At 64.2% G+C, this 18,735-nt stretch carries 19 protein-coding genes and 1 pseudogene; 11 read left to right on the top strand and 9 right to left on the bottom strand.

What is annotated here, in order from left to right:
• Positions 1-139: 139 nt before the first annotated feature.
• The 3 genes from lpdA to KBT70_RS15810 are packed head-to-tail and all read left to right on the top strand — an operon-like array spanning position 140 to position 2,923.
• Positions 140-1,528 carry a dihydrolipoyl dehydrogenase gene (lpdA, locus tag KBT70_RS15820; protein ID WP_296636110.1) on the top strand — a complete coding sequence of 463 codons (1,389 nt, stop codon included), beginning with the start codon at positions 140-142 and terminating at the stop codon, positions 1,526-1,528.
• 55 nt (positions 1,529-1,583) lie between these two features.
• Positions 1,584-2,111 carry a hypothetical protein gene (locus tag KBT70_RS15815; RefSeq protein WP_296636108.1) on the top strand — a complete coding sequence of 176 codons (528 nt, stop codon included), beginning with the start codon at positions 1,584-1,586 and terminating at the stop codon, positions 2,109-2,111.
• On the top strand, positions 2,108-2,923 hold the full coding sequence (locus tag KBT70_RS15810; protein ID WP_296636104.1) for a glycosyltransferase family 2 protein: 816 nt from the start codon (positions 2,108-2,110) through the stop codon (positions 2,921-2,923). The genes KBT70_RS15815 and KBT70_RS15810 overlap by 4 nt, the downstream gene beginning before the upstream one ends.
• Before the next feature lie 26 nt (positions 2,924-2,949).
• On the opposite strand, the gene KBT70_RS15805 is transcribed toward KBT70_RS15810, so the two are convergent.
• The 3 genes from KBT70_RS15805 to KBT70_RS15795 are packed head-to-tail and all read right to left on the bottom strand — an operon-like array spanning position 2,950 to position 5,272.
• Positions 2,950-3,696 (bottom strand): lysophospholipid acyltransferase family protein, encoded by a 747-nt coding sequence (locus KBT70_RS15805; RefSeq protein WP_296636100.1) that lies wholly within the window; start codon positions 3,694-3,696, stop codon positions 2,950-2,952.
• Positions 3,693-4,598, bottom strand: a complete 906-nt coding sequence (locus KBT70_RS15800; RefSeq protein WP_296636097.1) for an FtsX-like permease family protein — start codon at positions 4,596-4,598, stop codon at positions 3,693-3,695. Before KBT70_RS15800 ends, KBT70_RS15805 begins: the two co-directional genes overlap by 4 nt.
• The gene (locus tag KBT70_RS15795; RefSeq protein ID WP_296636095.1) at positions 4,595-5,272 is read right to left on the bottom strand and encodes an ATP-binding cassette domain-containing protein; all 678 of its coding nucleotides are present in this window, start codon (positions 5,270-5,272) and stop codon (positions 4,595-4,597) included. Before KBT70_RS15795 ends, KBT70_RS15800 begins: the two co-directional genes overlap by 4 nt.
• A 162-nt stretch (positions 5,273-5,434) precedes the next feature.
• Here KBT70_RS15795 and KBT70_RS15790 point away from each other — a divergent pair, with 162 nt between their 5' ends.
• The 5 genes from KBT70_RS15790 to KBT70_RS15770 all read left to right on the top strand — a co-directional run bounded on the left by KBT70_RS15790 (position 5,435) and on the right by KBT70_RS15770 (position 10,039).
• On the top strand, positions 5,435-6,310 hold the full coding sequence (locus KBT70_RS15790) for a zinc-ribbon domain-containing protein (RefSeq protein ID WP_296636092.1): 876 nt from the start codon (positions 5,435-5,437) through the stop codon (positions 6,308-6,310).
• A gap of 104 nt (positions 6,311-6,414) precedes the next feature.
• Complete coding sequence (gene rpe / locus KBT70_RS15785; RefSeq protein WP_296636089.1) at positions 6,415-7,116, top strand: ribulose-phosphate 3-epimerase; 702 nt, start codon at positions 6,415-6,417, stop codon at positions 7,114-7,116.
• On the top strand, positions 7,113-7,769 hold the full coding sequence (gene gph / locus KBT70_RS15780) for a phosphoglycolate phosphatase (protein ID WP_296636085.1): 657 nt from the start codon (positions 7,113-7,115) through the stop codon (positions 7,767-7,769). The genes rpe and gph overlap by 4 nt, the downstream gene beginning before the upstream one ends.
• A gap of 27 nt (positions 7,770-7,796) precedes the next feature.
• Positions 7,797-8,759, top strand: coding sequence for a nitronate monooxygenase (locus KBT70_RS15775; RefSeq protein WP_296636082.1), 963 nt, complete (start codon positions 7,797-7,799; stop codon positions 8,757-8,759).
• On the top strand, positions 8,759-10,039 hold the full coding sequence (locus KBT70_RS15770; protein ID WP_296636079.1) for an acetylornithine deacetylase/succinyl-diaminopimelate desuccinylase family protein: 1,281 nt from the start codon (positions 8,759-8,761) through the stop codon (positions 10,037-10,039). The genes KBT70_RS15775 and KBT70_RS15770 overlap by 1 nt, the downstream gene beginning before the upstream one ends.
• 81 nt (positions 10,040-10,120) lie before the next feature.
• Here KBT70_RS15770 and panC read toward each other — a convergent pair whose 3' ends face one another.
• Complete coding sequence (gene panC, locus KBT70_RS15765) at positions 10,121-10,969, bottom strand: pantoate--beta-alanine ligase (protein ID WP_296636077.1); 849 nt, start codon at positions 10,967-10,969, stop codon at positions 10,121-10,123.
• On the bottom strand, positions 10,966-11,793 hold the full coding sequence (gene panB / locus KBT70_RS15760; RefSeq protein WP_296636074.1) for a 3-methyl-2-oxobutanoate hydroxymethyltransferase: 828 nt from the start codon (positions 11,791-11,793) through the stop codon (positions 10,966-10,968). Before panB ends, panC begins: the two co-directional genes overlap by 4 nt.
• 194 nt (positions 11,794-11,987) lie before the next feature.
• On the opposite strand from panB, the gene KBT70_RS15755 reads away from it, so the two are divergent.
• A complete protein-coding gene (locus KBT70_RS15755) occupies positions 11,988-14,495 on the top strand; it encodes an FAD-dependent oxidoreductase (RefSeq protein WP_296636069.1) in 2,508 nt (835 codons plus the stop codon).
• Between the two features lie 30 nt (positions 14,496-14,525).
• Here the strand turns inward: KBT70_RS15755 and KBT70_RS15750 are convergent, their stop codons facing one another.
• The 3 genes from KBT70_RS15750 to KBT70_RS15740 all read right to left on the bottom strand — a co-directional run bounded on the left by KBT70_RS15750 (position 14,526) and on the right by KBT70_RS15740 (position 16,991).
• Complete coding sequence (locus KBT70_RS15750; RefSeq protein WP_296636113.1) at positions 14,526-15,266, bottom strand: GH25 family lysozyme; 741 nt, start codon at positions 15,264-15,266, stop codon at positions 14,526-14,528.
• 128 nt (positions 15,267-15,394) lie between these two features.
• Positions 15,395-16,051: a DUF938 domain-containing protein gene (locus tag KBT70_RS15745; RefSeq protein WP_296636065.1), complete on the bottom strand. Its 657-nt coding sequence runs from the start codon at positions 16,049-16,051 to the stop codon at positions 15,395-15,397.
• A gap of 4 nt (positions 16,052-16,055) precedes the next feature.
• Complete coding sequence (locus KBT70_RS15740; RefSeq protein ID WP_296636061.1) at positions 16,056-16,991, bottom strand: aldo/keto reductase; 936 nt, start codon at positions 16,989-16,991, stop codon at positions 16,056-16,058.
• Positions 16,992-17,104: 113 nt separating this feature from the next.
• Between KBT70_RS15740 and KBT70_RS15735 the strand changes: the two genes are divergently transcribed.
• Together KBT70_RS15735 and KBT70_RS15730 are read left to right on the top strand one after the other, a co-directional pair.
• On the top strand, positions 17,105-17,767 hold the full coding sequence (locus KBT70_RS15735) for a phosphatidylserine decarboxylase (RefSeq protein ID WP_296636058.1): 663 nt from the start codon (positions 17,105-17,107) through the stop codon (positions 17,765-17,767).
• On the top strand, positions 17,764-18,513 hold the full coding sequence (locus KBT70_RS15730) for a phosphatidylcholine/phosphatidylserine synthase (protein WP_296636055.1): 750 nt from the start codon (positions 17,764-17,766) through the stop codon (positions 18,511-18,513). The genes KBT70_RS15735 and KBT70_RS15730 overlap by 4 nt, the downstream gene beginning before the upstream one ends.
• Here the strand turns inward: KBT70_RS15730 and KBT70_RS15725 are convergent.
• Positions 18,510-18,735: pseudogene (locus tag KBT70_RS15725) on the bottom strand (hypothetical protein); the annotation flags it as partial. The gene KBT70_RS15730 and the pseudogene KBT70_RS15725 sit on opposite strands and share 4 nt — an antisense overlap.

Below are 18,735 nucleotides of genomic sequence, written 5' to 3'. Positions count from 1 at the left end.
TCATCTGGCACAAAATACCTCGGGGGAGGCGCGCGCAGCGCGACGGGGGCGGCGCCCCCATTCTGCCCCGCCCGCACCGACGCAATACCGATAGACTACCGACGCGGCTGTGGCCGCGAAAAACGAAAGGATCTGACCCATGGCCTCTTACGACGTAATCATCATCGGTGCTGGCCCCGGCGGCTATGTCTGCGCCATCCGCTGCGCGCAACTGGGGCTGAAAACCGCCGTGGTCGAGGGGCGCGCCACCCTGGGCGGCACCTGTCTCAACGTGGGGTGCATCCCCTCCAAGGCGCTCTTGCACGCGAGCCACATGCTGCACGAGGCCGAGCATAATTTTGCCGCCATGGGCCTCAAGGGCAAGGCGCCCTCGGTCGATTGGAAGCAGATGCTGGCCTATAAGGATGACGTCATCGGCCAGAACACCAAGGGCATCGAATTTCTCTTCAAAAAGAACAAGGTAGACTGGATCAAGGGCTGGGGTTCCATCCCCGAGGCGGGCCGCGTCAAGGTGGGCGACGACATCCACGAGGCCAAGAAGATCGTCATCGCCTCGGGCTCTGTGCCTGCCACGCTGCCCGGTGTCGAGGTCGACGAAAAGATCGTCGTCACCTCCACCGGTGCGCTGGAACTGGGCAAGATCCCGAAATCGTTGGTGGTGATCGGCGCGGGTGTGATCGGGCTCGAGATGGGGTCGGTCTATGCCCGTCTGGGGGCCGAGGTGACGGTGATCGAATATCTCGACGCGATCACCCCCGGCATGGACGGCGAGGTGCAAAAAACCTTCCAAAGAACATTGAAGAAACAGGGGCTTAATTTCATCATGGGGGCCGCCGTGCATTCGGTCGAGACGCTCAAGACCAAGGCCAAGGTGCATTACAAACTGCGCAAGGATGACAGCGCGCATCAGCTGGATGCCGATACCGTCCTCTTGGCCACGGGGCGCAAACCCTATACCGACGGGCTTGGGTTGGCGGATCTCGGCGTCGAGATGACCAAACGCGGCCAGATTGCCACCGATGACCATTGGCAGACCTCGGTCAAGGGGATCTATGCCATCGGCGACGCCATCGAAGGCCCGATGCTGGCCCACAAGGCCGAGGATGAGGGCATGGCCGTGGCCGAGGTGTTGGCGGGCAAACATGGGCATGTGAATTACGGCGTCATTCCCGGTGTGATCTATACGCATCCCGAGGTCGCCAATGTCGGCGCAACCGAAGAAAGCCTGAAAGAACAAGGGCGTGCCTATAAGGTCGGTAAGTTCTCCTTTATGGGCAACGGCCGCGCCAAGGCGGTTTTTGCGGGCGACGGTTTCGTGAAAATCCTCGCCGACAAGGAAACAGACCGCATCCTCGGCGCGCATATCATCGGGCCCGCAGCGGGGGATCTCATCCACGAGATTTGTGTGGCGATGGAATTCGGGGCCTCTGCGCAGGATCTGGCCATGACCTGCCACGCCCATCCCACCTATTCCGAAGCGGTGCGCGAAGCAGCACTTGCATGCGGGGATGGAGCGATCCACGCGTGAAGGACCGGACTGCGTTTTGCCGCATGCGATGCCGTTGGCGAGTTAGGCTCCTCCGATGAAGGCGGGCCGTCTCGCGTTTATCGTGATCGCCGGGTTTCTCGCTGGGTTGGGCGGCCACTTCGTCGTGGATCGCCTGACCTTCGACCGGGCAGAGCGAATCGCCGATGTCTTTCAAGCACTTTGTCTCGACAAGGAGGTCACTGATCCCGGCTCTCTCGGGCTCCGTCCCCGCCCACGCTATGCAGGGGATTGGGTGGATACACTGTCGCGAACGTTGATATTCAGCAGTGGGCGCAGGTGCTCGGTTGCCGGCTTTGAAGCTCATAACCTGTCATCGTCCGAGGTCGCTGCTCTTGTTGCCCGCGTTGCACCAATCATCGCACGGGACTTTCCCGAGCTGACGCTTGAACCCGACACAAATCCGGATGATGAAACTCTTGAACACTTTTGGATGAGCGGCGGCTTCGGAACTCCGGATAGATGGGGCGTCACGATCTACGCGTTTCTTCCGGGCACACCCGGTGGCTCCACCCAGCTGAGCTATGCGCCTCCGCTTAGCCGCGATGCCAAGGTTGTGGAATGAAGTTACCATCCCGCCCCCTCGTCTCGGTCATCATCCCGGCGTTTCAGGCGGGCAGCACCTTGCCCGCCGCTCTTGCCTCGATCGCGGCCTCTGGGCTGCCGCCAGAGCGTATAGAGGTAGTGATCGCGCCGGATGATGGGCAGGGCTATGACGATCTGCCCGATCTCGGTCTGCGCCTGATCCGCTGTGCCACGCATCACATGGCCACTGGCGCAGGCCCTGCGCGCAATCGGGCCATCGCGCGGGCAACCGCGCCGGTGATCGCCTTTCTCGATGCCGACGACACATGGGAGCCGGGCTATCTGACGGCCCTCTTGCCCTTGGCCCGGTCGCATGGCGCCGCCTTTGGCCGAACCCGTATCCTGCTTGGCAAGGAGCCTCTGCTGCATGTGCCGGGCGGGAGCCAGACGGCCCTTGGCTTTGCCGATCTGGGGCGCACCGGGGCCAGTTTTCATCCGGTGGCGCGGTGCGGGTTGGTCGGGCCATTTCGCAATCGGCCCGCGCAGGACGTGTTGCACGCGATGGAAATCCTGTCGCTTGTGGGGGGGCGCGCGCCTTTGGGTGCGACCAGCTACAACCTGCATCTCAGCGCGCAGAGCGCCACGGCGCAGGCGGCCTTTGCCGGTCGGGTTGAACAGGCGTACCGCGAGCACATGCGCGCCATCGAGACCGGTCGCACCCGGATTGCGCCGCAGCATGGCTCTGCCGCGCGCCATGCCTTCGAGGCCAAGTCACGCCTCAACCGGGCCTATGCGCAGGCGGGCAAGGCCGAATTCTTTTATCAGTTCATGAAGACCCGGTTGGCGGTATAGCGGACGGGTTGCGCGCCCCGAGCGTCCTAGTTCCGCGCTGCCCGCTCGGGATCAAACCCCGCCTCGCGCATCAGCGCGTTCGAGGCGCTCTCGACGTCCTGCTCCAGCTTTGCCATGAAGGCGTTTCGATCGAGACCTTGTGGGATCGCGGGCAGGAACTCGACCACCGCCAGCCCCGGCTTGCGGTAGATGCCGCGCTTGGGCCAGAACACACCCACATTGGTGGCCGCAGGCACGCAGGGCACGCCCATCTGTTCATAGAGCACGGCGGTCCCGATCTTGTAGGGCATCTGTGCGCCGGGTGCCACGCGCGTGCCTTGGGCGTAGATGATCAACTGGCCGGGGGTCTGCGCCCCGCGCGCCACATCCTCGACCATCTTCTTGATCGCAGCGCCCCGCTTGCCACGGTCCACCGGCACGCAGCCGATCCGCATCCCGTAGAGGCCGATCACCGGCGTCCAGAGGATTTCGCGCTTCATGATGAAACGCCCGGTCGGCAATTCACTGAAAATCAGCAGGATATCGAGAAAGGATTGGTGTTTGGCCGCGATCAGCACCTGTCCGTCGGGCGGTGTGCCGCGCACCTCGGTGCGTAGGCCCACCATCCAGGCGGCGGTCCAGCGGACCCACCGGCAATAGGCCTTGCAGCCTGCCAGAGCGCCCTTGCGGCTGACAATGGCGGCGGGCATGTAGATCAGCCCGACCACGGGCAGCATGAGATACATCTGCGCCACAAAGAGCAGCGAGCGCACCCATTGAACGGCAAACCTCATGGCATATCCTTCAAGGTACGCTGCGCGGCAAGCCGGGTGGCGAGAAAGGCCACAGAGGCCGCCAGCAGCGGAATGATCAAGGGCCAGACCCAGTGCCAGCCCTGAAATCCGAGACCAGTCAAAAAACCGCCCTCAATCTGCGCACTGGGTAAAAGCAGAATCGCGCCGCAGCCCAGAACCACGCCGACGCAGGCGCCACTGAGTGCCCGAAGCGTGAAACGACGCACGAAGGCGTGGGCGATATAGGTATCCTGCGCGCCGACAAGGCGCAGCACGCTGATGACTTGGGCATTGGCCGCAAGGGCCGCATTGGCCGCCAGCGTGATCATTGCCCCAACCGCCGCCCCGATCAGGAGGAGCGACACCCACCCCAAGAGCCGCAATCGGCTGGCGGCGCGCACCAGAGGCTGCCGCCATCGTGTGTGATCGTCGAGCATGGCGCCCGGCACTTCGGCGCTCAGGCGCAGGCGCAGGCCCTCGGCGTCAAAACCTTCGGAGGTTTCGATCACTTCGATCAGGCGCGGAATCGGCAGATCCGAAATCGGTAGGCCGGGGCCGAACCACGGTGCCAAAAGCGCCGCCTGTTCCTCATCCGTCATGGCGCGGGCGTGGTCCACTCCGGCGGTGGTTTCAAGGACGCGCAGCGCCGCCGTGGTCTGGGCCGCCATCTGACCTTCGGGGGCCGAAATCCGCACGGTCGCGGTGCGGGCAAGCTCGTTGCCCCAGCGATCTGCCAGCCGGCCAGTGGCCAGCGACAAGGCGAGCGCGAAGACCGCGAGAAACGCCATGACCCCCGCGCTGAAGAGTGTGAGCCAGGCGGTAAAGCCGGTGGGCGGCACCACGCGGTCGGCCTGCCCATCGGTCAGCAGCAGAGCCTTGACCTGTGAGAGGTCGAGCTTCATAGGTCCGCCCCCGCCAATTGCAGCTTGCGCGCGGCGATCCGCAGGACACGGGCCTGAACGTGACTCTTGGCTGCGCGGATCAGGGCGAGGTCGTGGGTGGCGATGAGGATGGTCTTGCCCATCCGGTTCAACTCGATCAGCAGGCGCAAGAGGCGCTGCGACATCTCCCAATCGACGTTGCCGGTCGGTTCATCCGCCAGCACCACATCGGGCGACATGATCACGGCGCGCGCAAGGGCCGCGCGCTGTCGTTCGCCCCCGGACAATTCCGGCGGCAGGGCATTGGCGCGCTCCTTGAGACCGACCCAGCCGGTCAATTCGCGCAGGTTCGCATCCTCGGCCAAGAGATCACGCCCCGAGACAGCCAGTGGCAGGGCGATGTTTTCCGACACGGTCAGGTGATCGAGAAACTGGCAATCCTGATGCACCACGCCGATCCGCCGCCGCACCATGGCGATGTCGTCGCGTTCCATCGTGCGCCGCTCTTGCCCGAAGAGCCGCACCTGCCCGGCCGTGGGCACAAGGGCACCATAACAGAGCTTGAGCAGCGTTGTTTTGCCTGATCCTGACGGCCCGGTCAGGAAATGAAACGAACCGGGGCTGAGCGCCAGCGACACATCCGCCAGCAGTTCACCGCCGCCATAGCTATAGGCCACATTCTCCAGCTCGATCACCGCTGTCCCCTTGTCACTCACCGCCCCTAAATGCCCCAGAGGCCACACATGTGCAATGATCCTGCGCGTGATTCGCTTTGGCCTTTTCCGAAAGCCGCGAACCGCCTATGCTGACACATAACGAGAGGGGCCGGACAACGGCGGCAAGAAACGGGTGGTAGAATGAGGCTGATTTGCCCGAATTGCGGCGCACAATACGAGGTGCCCGACGAAGTGATCCCGCTTGGCGGGCGCGACGTGCAATGCTCCAATTGCGGGGACACCTGGTTTCAGCATCATCCGTCGCATGCGCCCGATGCGTCGGGGGATGATGATCTGGGCCCGCAGCCGCGCGATGAAGACCTGCCGCCCCCCGCGCCTGCGGCAGAGGGGCCCGAGAGCGGCGACGATCCGCTGCCCGATGATCTCTATGACGAAGACGACGATTATGACGACGATATGCTCGACGAGGAGTTGTCAGAGCCAGAACCCGCCCCTGCCCGCCCTGCGCGGCGCGGCATTGACCCCGGCGTGGCCGATATCCTGCGACAGGAGGCCGAGCGCGAGCGACAGGTCCGCGCCGCCCCCGGCGGGATCGAGATGCAGCCCGACCTTGGCCTGACAGAGCCGGACCTCTCTGAAGACGAGCGCACGCGTCAGGCGCGCGCCCGGATGGAGCGTCTGCGCGGCACCTCTGGCCCCTCTGCGCCGCCCGCGCCCGTGGCCCCTGATGCCCATGCGAGCATTGATCCGTCGTCCCGGCGCAATCTCTTGCCCGATATCGAAGAAATCAATTCCTCGCTGACCTCGACCGACGACCGGACCGACCTTGGGCACATGCCGATGCCCGAGGATATCGAAGTGCCGGTGGGGCGTGGTGGCTTTCGCAGCGGCTTTCGCCTTGCGATCATCACCTTCGGTCTTGCCGCGCTTGTCTATGCTCTGGCCCCGCGTCTGGCTGCGTCCATCCCTGCCGCAGAGGCGCCGCTCTCGCAATATGTGAACGCGGTCAACATGGCGCGGGTCTGGCTGGATCAACTGGTTGCGGGCTGGTTCTAGGCGTCCGTGGCCCCATCTGTGGTTGCGGCACGCTGCCCCTTGGGTCTTGACCTCTGGCCATGGGCAGCGCATGTCGCGTGCATGCGCCCCAGAGGAGACCTGCCATGAGCCTCAATCGTTCGATCAAGATCGCCCCGTCCATTCTCTCTGCCGATTTCGCCAATTTCGGGGCCGAAATTCGGGCCATCGAAGCGCAGGGATGTGACTGGGTGCATGTCGATGTGATGGACGGGCATTTCGTGCCCAATCTGACCTTTGGTCCGCCGCTCTGCGCCGCCATCCGCCCGCATATAAAGACGGTGATGGACGTGCATCTGATGATCTCGCCGGTCGATGCCTACATTGACGCCTTCGCGCAGGCCGGGGCCGATGTGCTGACCGCGCATCTCGAGGCGGGGCCGCATATCCACCGCACCTTGCAGGCCATTCGCGGTGCAGGGTGCAAGGCGGGTCTGGCGCTCAATCCCGGCACGGGGATCGACGCGATCGATCATCTGCTCGACATGGTCGACCTCATCTGCGTGATGACGGTCAACCCCGGTTTTGGTGGGCAGAAGTTCATTCACAGCCAGATCGACAAGGTCAAGCGCCTGCGCGCCATGATCGGCGACCGGCCTATCCATATCGAGATTGACGGCGGCATCACCACGGAAACCGCGCCGCTGATGGCGGCGGCGGGGGCGGATGTGCTGGTCGCGGGCTCTGCGGTCTTCAAGGGCGGCAGCGTGGATAACCCCGGCGTTTACGGCGAGAATATCCGCGCAATCCGCCGTGCGGCCGAGGCGGCGACCGGTGCCATGGCATGAGTCGCGCGGTCATTTTCGACCTAGACGGCACCTTGATCGACAGCGCGCCGGATATTCACGCCGCCGCCAACCGTCTGATGGCGCGGCATGGATTTGCGCTGTTCACGCCTGAGGAAACCCGCAGTTTCATCGGCAGCGGCGTGCCGCATTTCATCACCTGCTGTCTGACGGCGCGCGGACGGGCAGGGGATGGCGCGCTGCGCGCCCGAATGATCGAAGAGTTCATCGCCGATTACGAAACCGCCGTGACCCTGACACGGGTCTATCCGGGGGTGATCGCCGCGCTCGACGGGCTGGCGGGGGCCGATTTGGCGCTTGGGCTGTGCACCAACAAGCCCGAAGGTCCGGCCCATTCGATCCTCGCGCATCTGGGGCTGGCCGGGTATTTCCCAGTGATCATCGGGGGTGACAGCCTGACCGTGCGCAAGCCGGACCCGGCCCCGCTTCAGGCCACGGCCGCAGCGCTTGGGGCGCGGGATGTGATCTTTGTCGGCGACAGCGAGGTCGATGCCGAAACGGCGGCGCGGGCGGGCGTGCCTTTTGTTCTGTACACCGAGGGCTATCGCAAAGGGCCGGTCGAGCGGATCACCCATGACCGGGCGTTCTCGGAGTTCATCGACCTGCCGGGGCTGATCACAGACCTCTTGTCCTGAGGGCGATTGCGCGGGCATACTCAGCCTATGCAAACCCGTTTGACCGAGGCCCTTGGCCTGACCCATCCCATTCTCTGCGCGCCGATGGCCTTTGCGGCCGGGGGGCGTCTGGCGGCGGCTGTGACCCATGCCGGGGGGCTGGGCCTGATCGGGGGCGGTTATGGCAATGCCGACTGGCTGGATAGTGCCTTTGCCGAGGCGGGGAATGCGCGGGTGGGCTGCGGCTTCATCACGTGGAAGATGGCGGAAAACCCTGCGGTTCTGGATCTCGTTCTGGCCCGTGCCCCGGCGGCGCTGTGCCTGTCGTTCGGTGATCCCGCCCCGTTTGCACCCCGCATTGCTGCGGCGGGCGTGCCGCTCATCTGTCAGGTCCAGACCCTGCGCGATGCACAGCGCGCGGCAGAGTGTGGGGCGCGGATCATCGTGGCGCAGGGGTCCGAGGCGGGTGGCCATGGCGAGCGGCGCGGCACGATCACGCTGGTGCCCGAGGTGGCGGATTGGCTGGCGGGGCAGGCGCCCGAGGTGCTGCTCTTGGCGGCGGGGGGCATTGCCGACGGGCGGGGATTGGCTGCCGCGCTCATGCTTGGGGCGGATGGCGTTCTCATCGGATCGCGCCTCTGGGCCTCTGCCGAGGCGCAGGTGTCGCAGGCGATGACCGATGCCGCGATTGCCGCGACCGGGGACCAGACGATCCGCTCGACCGTGATGGATGCCGCGCGCGATCTGCGGTGGCCTGCGCGCTATACGGCGCGGGTGCTGCGCAATGCGGTGACAGAGCGTTGGCATGACGATCCTGACGCTTTGCGTAAGGATGCGCCTGCGCGCGCTGACTGGGCGACGGGCTGGGCGGCGGGTGATCCGACCCGCGCCAATACCTTTGTGGGCGAGGCGACGGGATTGATCCATGACCGCCCGCCGGTGGCCGACATCATCGCGCGCATGGTCACAGAGGCCGAAGCCCTCCTCAAGCGCGCGCCGGGCTGGGCCTGATGCCGTTGGTTGACCGCCTGCACGCTGAAATCTCGGCGCGGCGCGACGATCTGATCGCGCTCACGCAGGATCTGATCCGCATTCCCACCCTCAATCCACCGGGCGAGAACTACCGCGAGATTTGCGACTATCTCGACCGTCGCCTGCGCGCGGCGGGGTTCGAGACCGAATTGATCCGCGCAAAGGGCGCGCCCGGCGACAGCGACCGGCACCCGCGCTGGAATATCATCGCGCGGCGCGCGGGTGCGCGCGCCGGCGCTTGCGTGCATTTCAACAGCCATATCGACGTGGTCGAAGTGGGCCATGGCTGGAGCGTGGACCCCTTTGGCGGGGCGATGATCGACGGAAAAATCTATGGGCGTGGGGCCTGCGACATGAAGGGCGGGCTCGCGGCGAGCATCATCGCCGCAGAGGCGTTCATCGCCACCTGTCCCGATTACGCCGGGGCCATCGAGATCAGCGGCACGGCGGATGAGGAATCGGGCGGTTTTGGCGGCGTCGCCTATCTGGCAGAGCGCGGCTATTTCAGCCCCGGCCGGGTGGATCACGTCATCATCCCCGAACCCTTGGGCAAGGATCGCATTTGTCTTGGGCATCGTGGCGTCTGGTGGGCCGAAATCGAGACCCATGGCGAGATTGCGCATGGGTCCATGCCTTTCCTCGGGGATTGCGCCGTGCGTCACATGGGGGCCGTGGTCGCGCGGATGGAAGAGCGCCTCTTTCCGGCGCTGGCTGCTCGGCGCACCGAGATGCCGGTGGTGCCCGAAGGCGCGCGGCACTCCACGCTCAACATCAATTCCATCCATGGCGGCGAGCCGGAACAGGCCGCAGATTATACCGGCCTGCCCAGCCCTTGCGTGCCCGACCGCTGCCGGATGGTGATCGACCGGCGATTCCTGATCGAAGAGGACATCGGCGCGGTCGAATCCGAAATCCGCGATCTGCTGGACAGCCTGCGCAGCGGCAGAGCGGGGTTTGACTATACCCTGCGCGAATTGCACCGCGTCCTGCCGACGATGACCGACCGCGATGCGCCGGTTGTGGGGGCCGTGGCGCGGGCGGTGGATCAGGTGTTCGGCCATGCCGCCGATTACGTTGTCAGCCCCGGCACCTATGACCAGAAACATATTGACCGGATCGGGCGGCTGAAGAACTGCATCGCGTATGGCCCCGGTATTCTCGATCTAGCGCATAAGCCGGATGAATATGTGGGGATCGAGGATATGGAACAGTCCGCGCTTGTCATGGCGCTTGCGCTTGCGGAGTTGCTTGGGGCCTGAGTTCACTGTTCTGCAAATACTCAAATTCCCGGCCCTGCGGCAGGCGGCGTGTTTTGAGTATTTATGGAACGATGAAACCGCTCAGGTGCCGATGGCGATATTGTCGATCAGGCGCACCCCTGCCAGCCAGGCGGCCGCAAAGAGCCGGGCGGGGCGCGTCGGGGAGGCCAAGCTCGACAAATCGTCCTGTGCGCGCAGATCGAGGTAATCGACCCCGGTAAAGCCCGCCCGTTCCAGCCGCGCCAAGGCGGCGGCGTGGAGCGGGCCAAACTCGGCGCCCGCGCGCAGCCCTTCGGCGATCTGCTCCATCACCTCGTGCAGCACGGGGGCCGTGGTGCGAGCGCGGTCCGACAAAAGCAGGTTGCGCGAGGACATGGCCAGACCGTCGATTTCTCTGATCGTGGGGCAGCCATGCACGGTGATCGGAATATCGAGGTCCGTCGCCATCCGGCGCACGACCATAAGTTGCTGATAGTCCTTTTCGCCAAAGAAGGCGTCGGTGGCTGCTGTCTGGGTAAAGAGTTTGGTCACGACGGTGGACATGCCGTCGAAATGGCCGGGGCGATAGACGCCCTCCATCACATCGGTGAGACCGCCCACCGAAACCGTAGTGGCGAAATGCTCGGGATACATCTGATCGCCATCCGGCACCCAGAGGGCGTCCACTGCGAAGCGCTCCAGCTTGCGCGCGTCCTCGGTTTCCGTGCGAGGGTAGTTCTTGAGGTCTTCGGGATTGTTGAACTGCTTGGGATTGACAAAGATGGTCACGATCACCCGGTCGCAGGCTGCCTTGGCCGCCGCGACGAGCGAGAGATGCCCGTCATGCAGCGCGCCCATGGTGGGCACGACGCCAATCGTCTCGCCTGCCAATATCCAAGGCCGGGTGGCGGCACGCAGCGCGCTGAGGTCGCGCAGGATGGGCGCGCTCATCCGCGCGGGGCCTTGTCGGCAAAGGTGTGCTCGGGCGCAGGGAAGGTCCGCGCGCGCACCTCTGCGGCATAGGCGGCAATCGCGGCCTCGCCATCCGCGCCCAGATTGCCGTACCGCTTGACGAATTTCGGCTTGAAGGCGGTGAAGAGCCCCAGCATGTCATCGACCACGAGGATCTGACCATCGCAGCCCACAGAGGCGCCAATCCCGATGGTGGGAATGGGGATTTCGGCGGTGATGCGGTCGGCAAGCGTGGCTGTGACCTTTTCCAGCACTACCGAAAAGGCCCCCGCCGCGCTGACGGCGCGCGCATCGGCCAAGAGCGTCTCGGCGGCATCGCCGCGCCCCTGAACCTTATACCCGCCAAGCGTGTTGATGGATTGCGGCGTGAGGCCAATATGCGCCATCACCGGCACGCCGCGGGCCACGAGAAAGGCGATGGTGTCGGCCATGTGACGCCCGCCTTCAAGCTTGACCGCCGCAGCACCTGTCTCGCGCATAATGCGCGCCGCGTTGCGAAAGGCCTGCTCCGGGCTTTCCTCGTAAGAGCCGAAGGGCATGTCGATCACCAACATGGCGCGAGAGAGGCCGCGCGCGACCGCCTGACCGTGTAGGATCATCATCTCAATCGTGACCCCAAGGGTCGAGGGCAGGCCATGCACCACCATACCCACGCTGTCGCCCACCAGCACGAAATCGCAGGCAGCGTCCATCATCCGCGCCATCGGCGTCGTATAAGCCGTGAGGCTGACGATGGGAGTGCCGCCTTTCATGGCACGGATATCCTCCGGCAGGGGGGCGGTCTTGGTTGCGGTGGCGCTCATGGGCTGAATTCCGGTCATTTCTGCATTGCGGCGCACGCTATCAATCCTCGTCAGAGAAATCCACACCTCTGTTTTCGCACCCGATCCGGCGTGACGTCGCTTTCGTGCGGCGTTGCGTCGGATGGGCTGCGCGCGAAATGGCAGGATTGATAAACATCGGCCCAACTCATGTTACCCGAAGGGAGTCGCTCGTCATGAAAACCCAGGTCAAAGCCCTCGTCGTTGGCGGTGGGGCCGTTGGCACCTCGATCGCCTATCATCTGGCCAAGGCCGGGTGGGAGGATGTGATGCTGCTGGAGCGGGACGAGTTGACCTCTGGCTCGACCTGGCATGCGGCCGGATTGCTGCCGCTCTTCAACATGTCCTTTGCGACCACCCATATCCACAAATATTCGGTCGAGTTCTACAAGACGCTGGAGGCCGAGACCGGGCTGAATGCCGGGTTTGCCGTCGTGGGCAACCTGCGCATGGCGCAAACCCAAGAGCGCATGGATGAGTTCATGCTCTATGCCTCGACCGCTGAGACCTGCGGCGTGCCGTATCAGTGGCTGACCCCGGACGAGATCAAGGAACGCTGGCCGCTGATCAATACCTCTGACCTTAAGGGTGCGCTATATCACAACACCGACGGCTATATTAACCCCGCCGATGTGACGCAGGCGATGGCCAAGGGCGCGCGCCAGCGCGGCGTGATGATCGAGCGCAAGTGGCAGGCGGATGCGTTTCATTGGACCGGCAGCGCGTGGGAAGTGACCTGCACCAAGATGGTTGAAAAGGGCGGCAATCTCGTGCCCTCTGACGAGCAGATCGTGATCACCGCCGAGCATGTCGTGACCGCGAGCGGCAACCACGCGCAGACCACCGCCAAGAAGCTGGGCATCAAGATCCCGGCAATCCCCGTTGAGCATCAGTTTGTCGTGATGGATCAGGACCCGGCGCTGGTCGAGTTCCGCAGACAGGGCGGCAAAGAGCATCCCGTGGTGCGGGATGCCGATGCGCAGAGCTATGTGCGCGAAGAGCGCGGCGGCTGGATTCTGGGCGTTTATGAGAAAAACGCACCGGCCTGTTTTGAATATGGCGTGCCGGACAGTTTCCGAGCCGATCTCTTTCCGCTAGCACTGGAGCGGATCGAAGAGCAGTATATGGCGATGATCCACCGCATCCCGTCCTGCGAGGAAAGCGGGCTCAAGGATGATTTCAACGGGCCGATCTGCTATACGCCCGACGGCAATCCGCTGGTCGGCCCCGCGCCGGGGCTGCGCAATATGTGGCTGGCCGAGGGATTTTCCTTTGGCATCACGGCGGCGGGCGGCACCGGCTATTACCTCGCGCAGTTGATGGTCAATGGCGAGGCCGAGATCGACATGGCGAGCCTTGATCCCAAGCGCTATTCCTCGAACTGGATGACGACCGAATTTGCCGCGCGCAAGAACGAAGAGTGCTACGACCACGTCTATATCCTGCACCACCCGGACGAAGAGCGCCCGGCCTGTCGCCCGCTGCGCACGGCGCCTGTCTATGACCGGCAAAAGGCGCGCGGCGCGCAATTCGGGTTCGTCAATGGCTGGGAACGCCCCAACTATTACGGGCCTCTTGATGCGCCGGAGAACTTCGACCATGACGCGCGCAGCTTCCGCCGGGGCGGCTGGTGGCAATACGCGGTCGAAGAGGCGAAAGCCATCCGCGAGGGCGTCGGTCTCATCGACGCCACCGCCTTTTCCAAGCACATGGTCAAAGGGCCGGGGGCGACCGCATTCCTTGATTGGTTTACCTGCAACAAGCTGCCCAAGGTAGGTCGGATCAACCTGACCTATGCGCTGACCGATCACGGCACGACGCGCACGGAATACACCATCGTGCGCCTCAAGGAGCATGAGTATTACCTTGTCTCTGCCGGGGCTTGGACCGAGTATGACGCCGATTACCTGCGCAAATCGGCAGAGGATATGGCGGGCGAATTCGGCTATATCGAGATTCAGGACGTCACAACGCAATGGGGTGTCTTTGCCATCGCCGGGCCGAAATCGCGTGCGGTGCTCAATGAGGTGATCAAGGATGCCGATCCGGCAACCGCGCTCAGCAACAAGCGGTTCCCGTGGCTGTCGGCGCAGCGGATCGAATTGGGCATGTGCCCGGTCAATGCCATCCGCGTGGCCTATACCGGCGAATTGGGTTGGGAATTGCATCACCCGATCGAGATGCAGACCTACCTCTTTGATCTGCTTGAGAAAGCTGGTGAAAAACACGGGATGAAGCTGGTTGGAGCCCGCGCGCAAAACTGGCTGCGGCAGGAGAAAAGCTATCGCGCCTTTGGCAATGAGCTGGGCCGCGATGCCACCCCGCTCGAGGCCGATCTGCCGCGGTTTGTCGATCTGGACAAGGAGTTCCGTGGCAAGGCGCGGATGATCGAGACCGGCGTCCGCGCGAAATGCTGCACGCTCTTGATCGACGGTCCTGCGGATGCCGATCCCTGGGGACGTGAGGTGCTTTATACCGAAGGTGGCGAGCGGGTCGGGCGGCTGACCTCGGGGGGCTATTCGGTGGCTTTCGGCAAGTCCATCGGCATGGGCTATGTCAAGCCCGAGCAGGCGGTCGAGGGCACCAAGCTCAAGGTCAAGATGCTGGATCAGCTTTGGGATGCGGTCGTGACCTGCGACAGCCCCTATGATCCGAAGAACGAGACGATCCGGAAGGACGGGTAACAAAGCAAAGGGGGCGCCATTTGGTGCCCCTTATTTCCAATGGGTGCCCAGCCAGTTTTGCCAATCCCCTTCGGACCCGGCAAAGACGTTGATATCGACGCCCCCTTCGATCCCCGGCACAATGCCCGTGCCGGTGTATTGCCAAAAGGTCCAGCGTTTGCCGGGGTAAACTTGATCGGGAGTTCTCGCCACGGAGCGCAGCCAGAATTCCACCCCCTCGATCTGTCCGATGCCGGTTTGTTCGTAGAATTCCGGTGTGGTGTAGATGATCGGGCGCTGGCCGTAATACCGCTCGACGATATCGAGGAAAATCTGCGCTTGCCTGCGCACCTCTGCCCCCGGTGGGCGCACCACGCAGGTGGGGGAAAACGGGTTCCACTCCATGTCGAGCACGGGGGGCAAGGCGCGGCCCCGGCGGGGCACATTCTGGATGAACCATTGCGCCTGCACCTCGGGCGCGGTGCAGAAATAGTAGAAATGATAGGCCCCGCGCGGGATGCCCTCGCGCGCGGCCAATTGCCAGTTGCGATCGAATTGTGCGTCCTTGAGATCGCCGCCCTCGGTCGCCTTGATAAAGGCAAAGGCCACCCCCGAGAGCGCCACGCGCCGCCAGTCCACCTCGTTCTGGAACCGCGCCACGTCGATGCCATGCACCGGATAGCGTGACGGCCCGCGCGGTCCGAAATCGACCGGGGCATAGTCGCCGAACCGCTCGGTTGCATGGGCGGGCAGGGCGATGAGAAGGAAGAAGAAAAAGAGCGCGCGCAGCATCAGGATACCTTGGACGGGATAACTGTGCTGACCGTAACCCAAACGGACGCTCATGGTCAGCCGTTTTTGTGCGGGCGACCGGTTTTCCGCCAAGGCAACGCATTGGGCGCGCGCATTGGCGGCAAAAATCACTTTGGGCGCTCAGCGATCAAGAGCAGATTGTTGGCAGGCATCGCGCGGGTGTCGATCAGGACCAATCCCGCCGCGCGCAGCCAGGCCTGGACATCCTCCAGATCCTTGTAGCCGATGGCGGGGTCCTGTGCGATCAGGCTGGCGTGGAACCGGGCGTCGCCCTCGGATGTGGCCTGTCCCTCGCGCAGGAACGGTCCATAGAGCGCAAAGCGTCCCGCCGGGGCGAGGGCATGGGCCACCTCTTGCACCAAGGTTTGCGCCTCGGGTGTCGAAATGAGATGCAGGAGGTTGATGAGCACGATCAGGGCGCGCTCGCCCGCCTCTGCGCCCCAGCCCGCTTGCGTTGCGTTGAGGGGCATGGCCGCGCGCAGATTGGGCAATCCGGCCTCCGCCGCCCAAGCGTCGATACTGGCGCGCCGCGTCGGATCAACCTCGGACGGTTGCCAGTCGAGACCGGGCATCGCACGCGCAAAGCCCACGATATGCTGACCCGTGCCGCTGGCAATCTCGAGCGCGCGGCCTGTCGCAGGGGCTATGCTGACGAGCGCCTCGGTGATGGCCGCCGCGTTGCGTTCAGCCGAGGGTGCATGCAGTTTGGCCCCGTCGCCGGCATGCGCGATCGACGCGGTGGGCGGAAGGGGGCGTTGCTCCATCGGCTCAGGCCTCTTCGGTGCGGTCGGTGGCAGGGGGCGGTGCGGGGCTGAGGGCGGCCAGCCGCGCATAGAGGGCCGCGTCCATCTCGAACTCGAGGGCGGCCAGCGATGGCGCGATCTGGGCGGCAGAGCGCCCGGAAATGATCGGCACGGGGTTGGCCGGGTGCTGCGCCGCCCAAGCCACCGCGAGGGTCGCGGGATCGGTGCCCAACTCTTGCGCAATCTCGACAAGGGCAAGGGCGGCCTCTTGCATCCAGCCCTGACCATAGCGGATGGAGTAGCGTTCATTGCCCGTAAGCCGCCCGGTTTCGCCCCGCGCATATTTGCCCGTGAGCAACCCGCCGGCGAGGGGCGAATACCCCGCCACAACCATGCCTTCGGAGGCGGCCATTGGCAGGATTTCAACCTCGGCCTGCCGTTTCACGAGGCTATACATCGGTTGCAGGATCGAAATGGTCAGATCGAAGCGGGCGGCAATGCAGGCGGCCTTCATCACCTGCCACGCGGCGAAATTCGACAGGCCGACATGGTCGATCTGCCCGCGCGCGCGCAACTCGGCAAAGGTTTCCAGCGTCTCCTCGAGCGGCGTGTCGGGATCAAAGCGGTGCAGGTAGAGGATCTCGACTTTGTCCATGCCAAGACGTTTGCGGGAGATATCGAACTGCGCGAGGATATTTTCGCGCCCCGCCCCGCCGGAATACCCGGCCTTGGTGGCAATTGTCAGCCGGTCGCGATAGGGGGCCGCGAACTGGCCCAAGAGCGTTTCCGCAGCGCCATCGGTATAAAGATGCGCGGTGTCGAAATGGGTGATGCCCGCGCCGAGGCAGGCGTCGAACATGGCGCGCGAGGCGGCTTCATCGGCGGCACCGCCAAATTGCATGGTGCCAAAGGCAAAGCGGCTGGCCGGGGTTCCGTCGGGGGAGGTGATATGCGTGCTCATGAGCCGGAGATTGCCACGTGGATGCGGCAAAGAAAAGCTGTCACCTTGCAAGTTGAGACCCATGGCCTTAGGCGGGTAGAGAGAAGCAAACCCGCCGCAAGGAGCGCCCGCGCATGAAAATGCATGAAACCTTCATCAAGCCGATGCACCCGGAGGGGCGCAAGTTCGTGGCGATCTTTGCGCTTGTCACGCTTGGGCTCTTCATGGTCTGGGATGTGCTGGGCTGGATCGGCGCGGGCCTGACGGTCTGGTGCTACTATTTCTTTCGCGACCCCGAGCGTGTGACGCCAGAGCGCCCCGGCCTGATCATCAGCCCCGCCGATGGCATCGTGTCGCTGATCGAACCGGTGGTGCCGCCTGCCGAACTGGGCCTGCCGGACACGCCGCTGACGCGTGTCAGCGTGTTCATGAGCGTGTTCAACTGCCATGTGAACCGCGCGCCGGTCGCAGGCAGCGTCAAGACGGTGGCTTATCGCCCCGGCAAGTTCCTCAACGCGTCACTCGACAAGGCGAGCGAGGATAACGAGCGCAATGGCGTGGTGATCGAGATGGCCGATGGGCGGCTCTTGCCGGTGGTGCAGATTGCCGGGCTGGTGGCGCGGCGGATTGTCTGTTTCGTGAAACCGGGCGCGTCCGTTGGGCGCGGAGAGCGGTTTGGCCTCATTCGCTTTGGCTCGCGTCTGGATGTCTACCTGCCCCAAGGTGTTGCCCCGAGCGTGCGCGTGGGTCAGACCATGGTGGCGGGGGAAACCGTGATCGCGGAGTTGGATCAATGACGCCAGACCCCGAGCCACGCGCGCGCCGCGAGGTGACGCTGGCGCAGCTTTTGCCCAATATGCTGACGGTCGCCGCGATCTGCGCCGGGGTCACGGCGATCCGGTTGGGTGTGCAGGGCGATTACGTGCGCGCCGTGCAGCTCTTGCTCATTGCCGGGGTGCTTGACGGGCTTGATGGGCGCTTGGCGCGGCTCTTGCGTAGCTCAAGCGCCATGGGAGCCGAGCTAGATTCGCTGGCGGATTTCGTCAATTTCGGCGTCGCGGCCCCGCTGGTGATCTATTACTGGGGCCTTCAGGACGCGCGGCAGGCGGGGTGGATCGCGGTTCTCTTCTTTGCCGTCTGCTGCGTCATGCGTCTGGCGCGGTTCAACGTCAGCGCGCGTGAAGAGGGCGGCAAGGGCGGATCGGGGGCCTATTTCCAAGGGTTGCCGTCGCCTGCGGGCGCGCTCTTGGCGATGCTGCCGATGTTCGTGACCTTTGCGCTGCCGGATATGTCCCCGCCGCCTGCTTTCCTCACCGGGCTTTACATGGCCGGTGTCGGCCTTTTGATGATCTCGCCGGTGCCGATCTGGTCGTTCAAGAAAACCCGCATCTCGCGCGAGAACGTCAAGTTCTTCCTCCTGGCCTTTGCCTGTGTCGCGGCGGCGCTGGTGATCTTTACCTGGGCGGCGCTGATCGTGATGTGTCTGGCCTATGTCGGCATGGTGATCTGGGCTGCGCTTTTCTGGTATCCCAACGAGGGTTAGTCGATATAGGCATCGGCCCGCAGACCTGCACGCTCGTGATGGATTGGCAGGGTGCGGCCGTAAAGCTGTTGACAGCGTTCGGGCGTGCCCACCATTCCCGGCTCTTCGACATACGACAGGATGGCGACGTAACGCGGGGTCGCGCCGCGCAAGGGGGCGACCCGGTGGAGCGAATAGCGCCCCCGGAAAATCTGAAGATCGCCGGGTTCCAGCACAAGCGTT

Origin of the sequence: Roseovarius sp., from assembly GCF_018066915.1 — a bacterium.
GTDB lineage: Bacteria > Pseudomonadota > Alphaproteobacteria > Rhodobacterales > Rhodobacteraceae > Roseovarius.
This window is presented reverse-complemented; position numbering and strand designations above follow the sequence as displayed.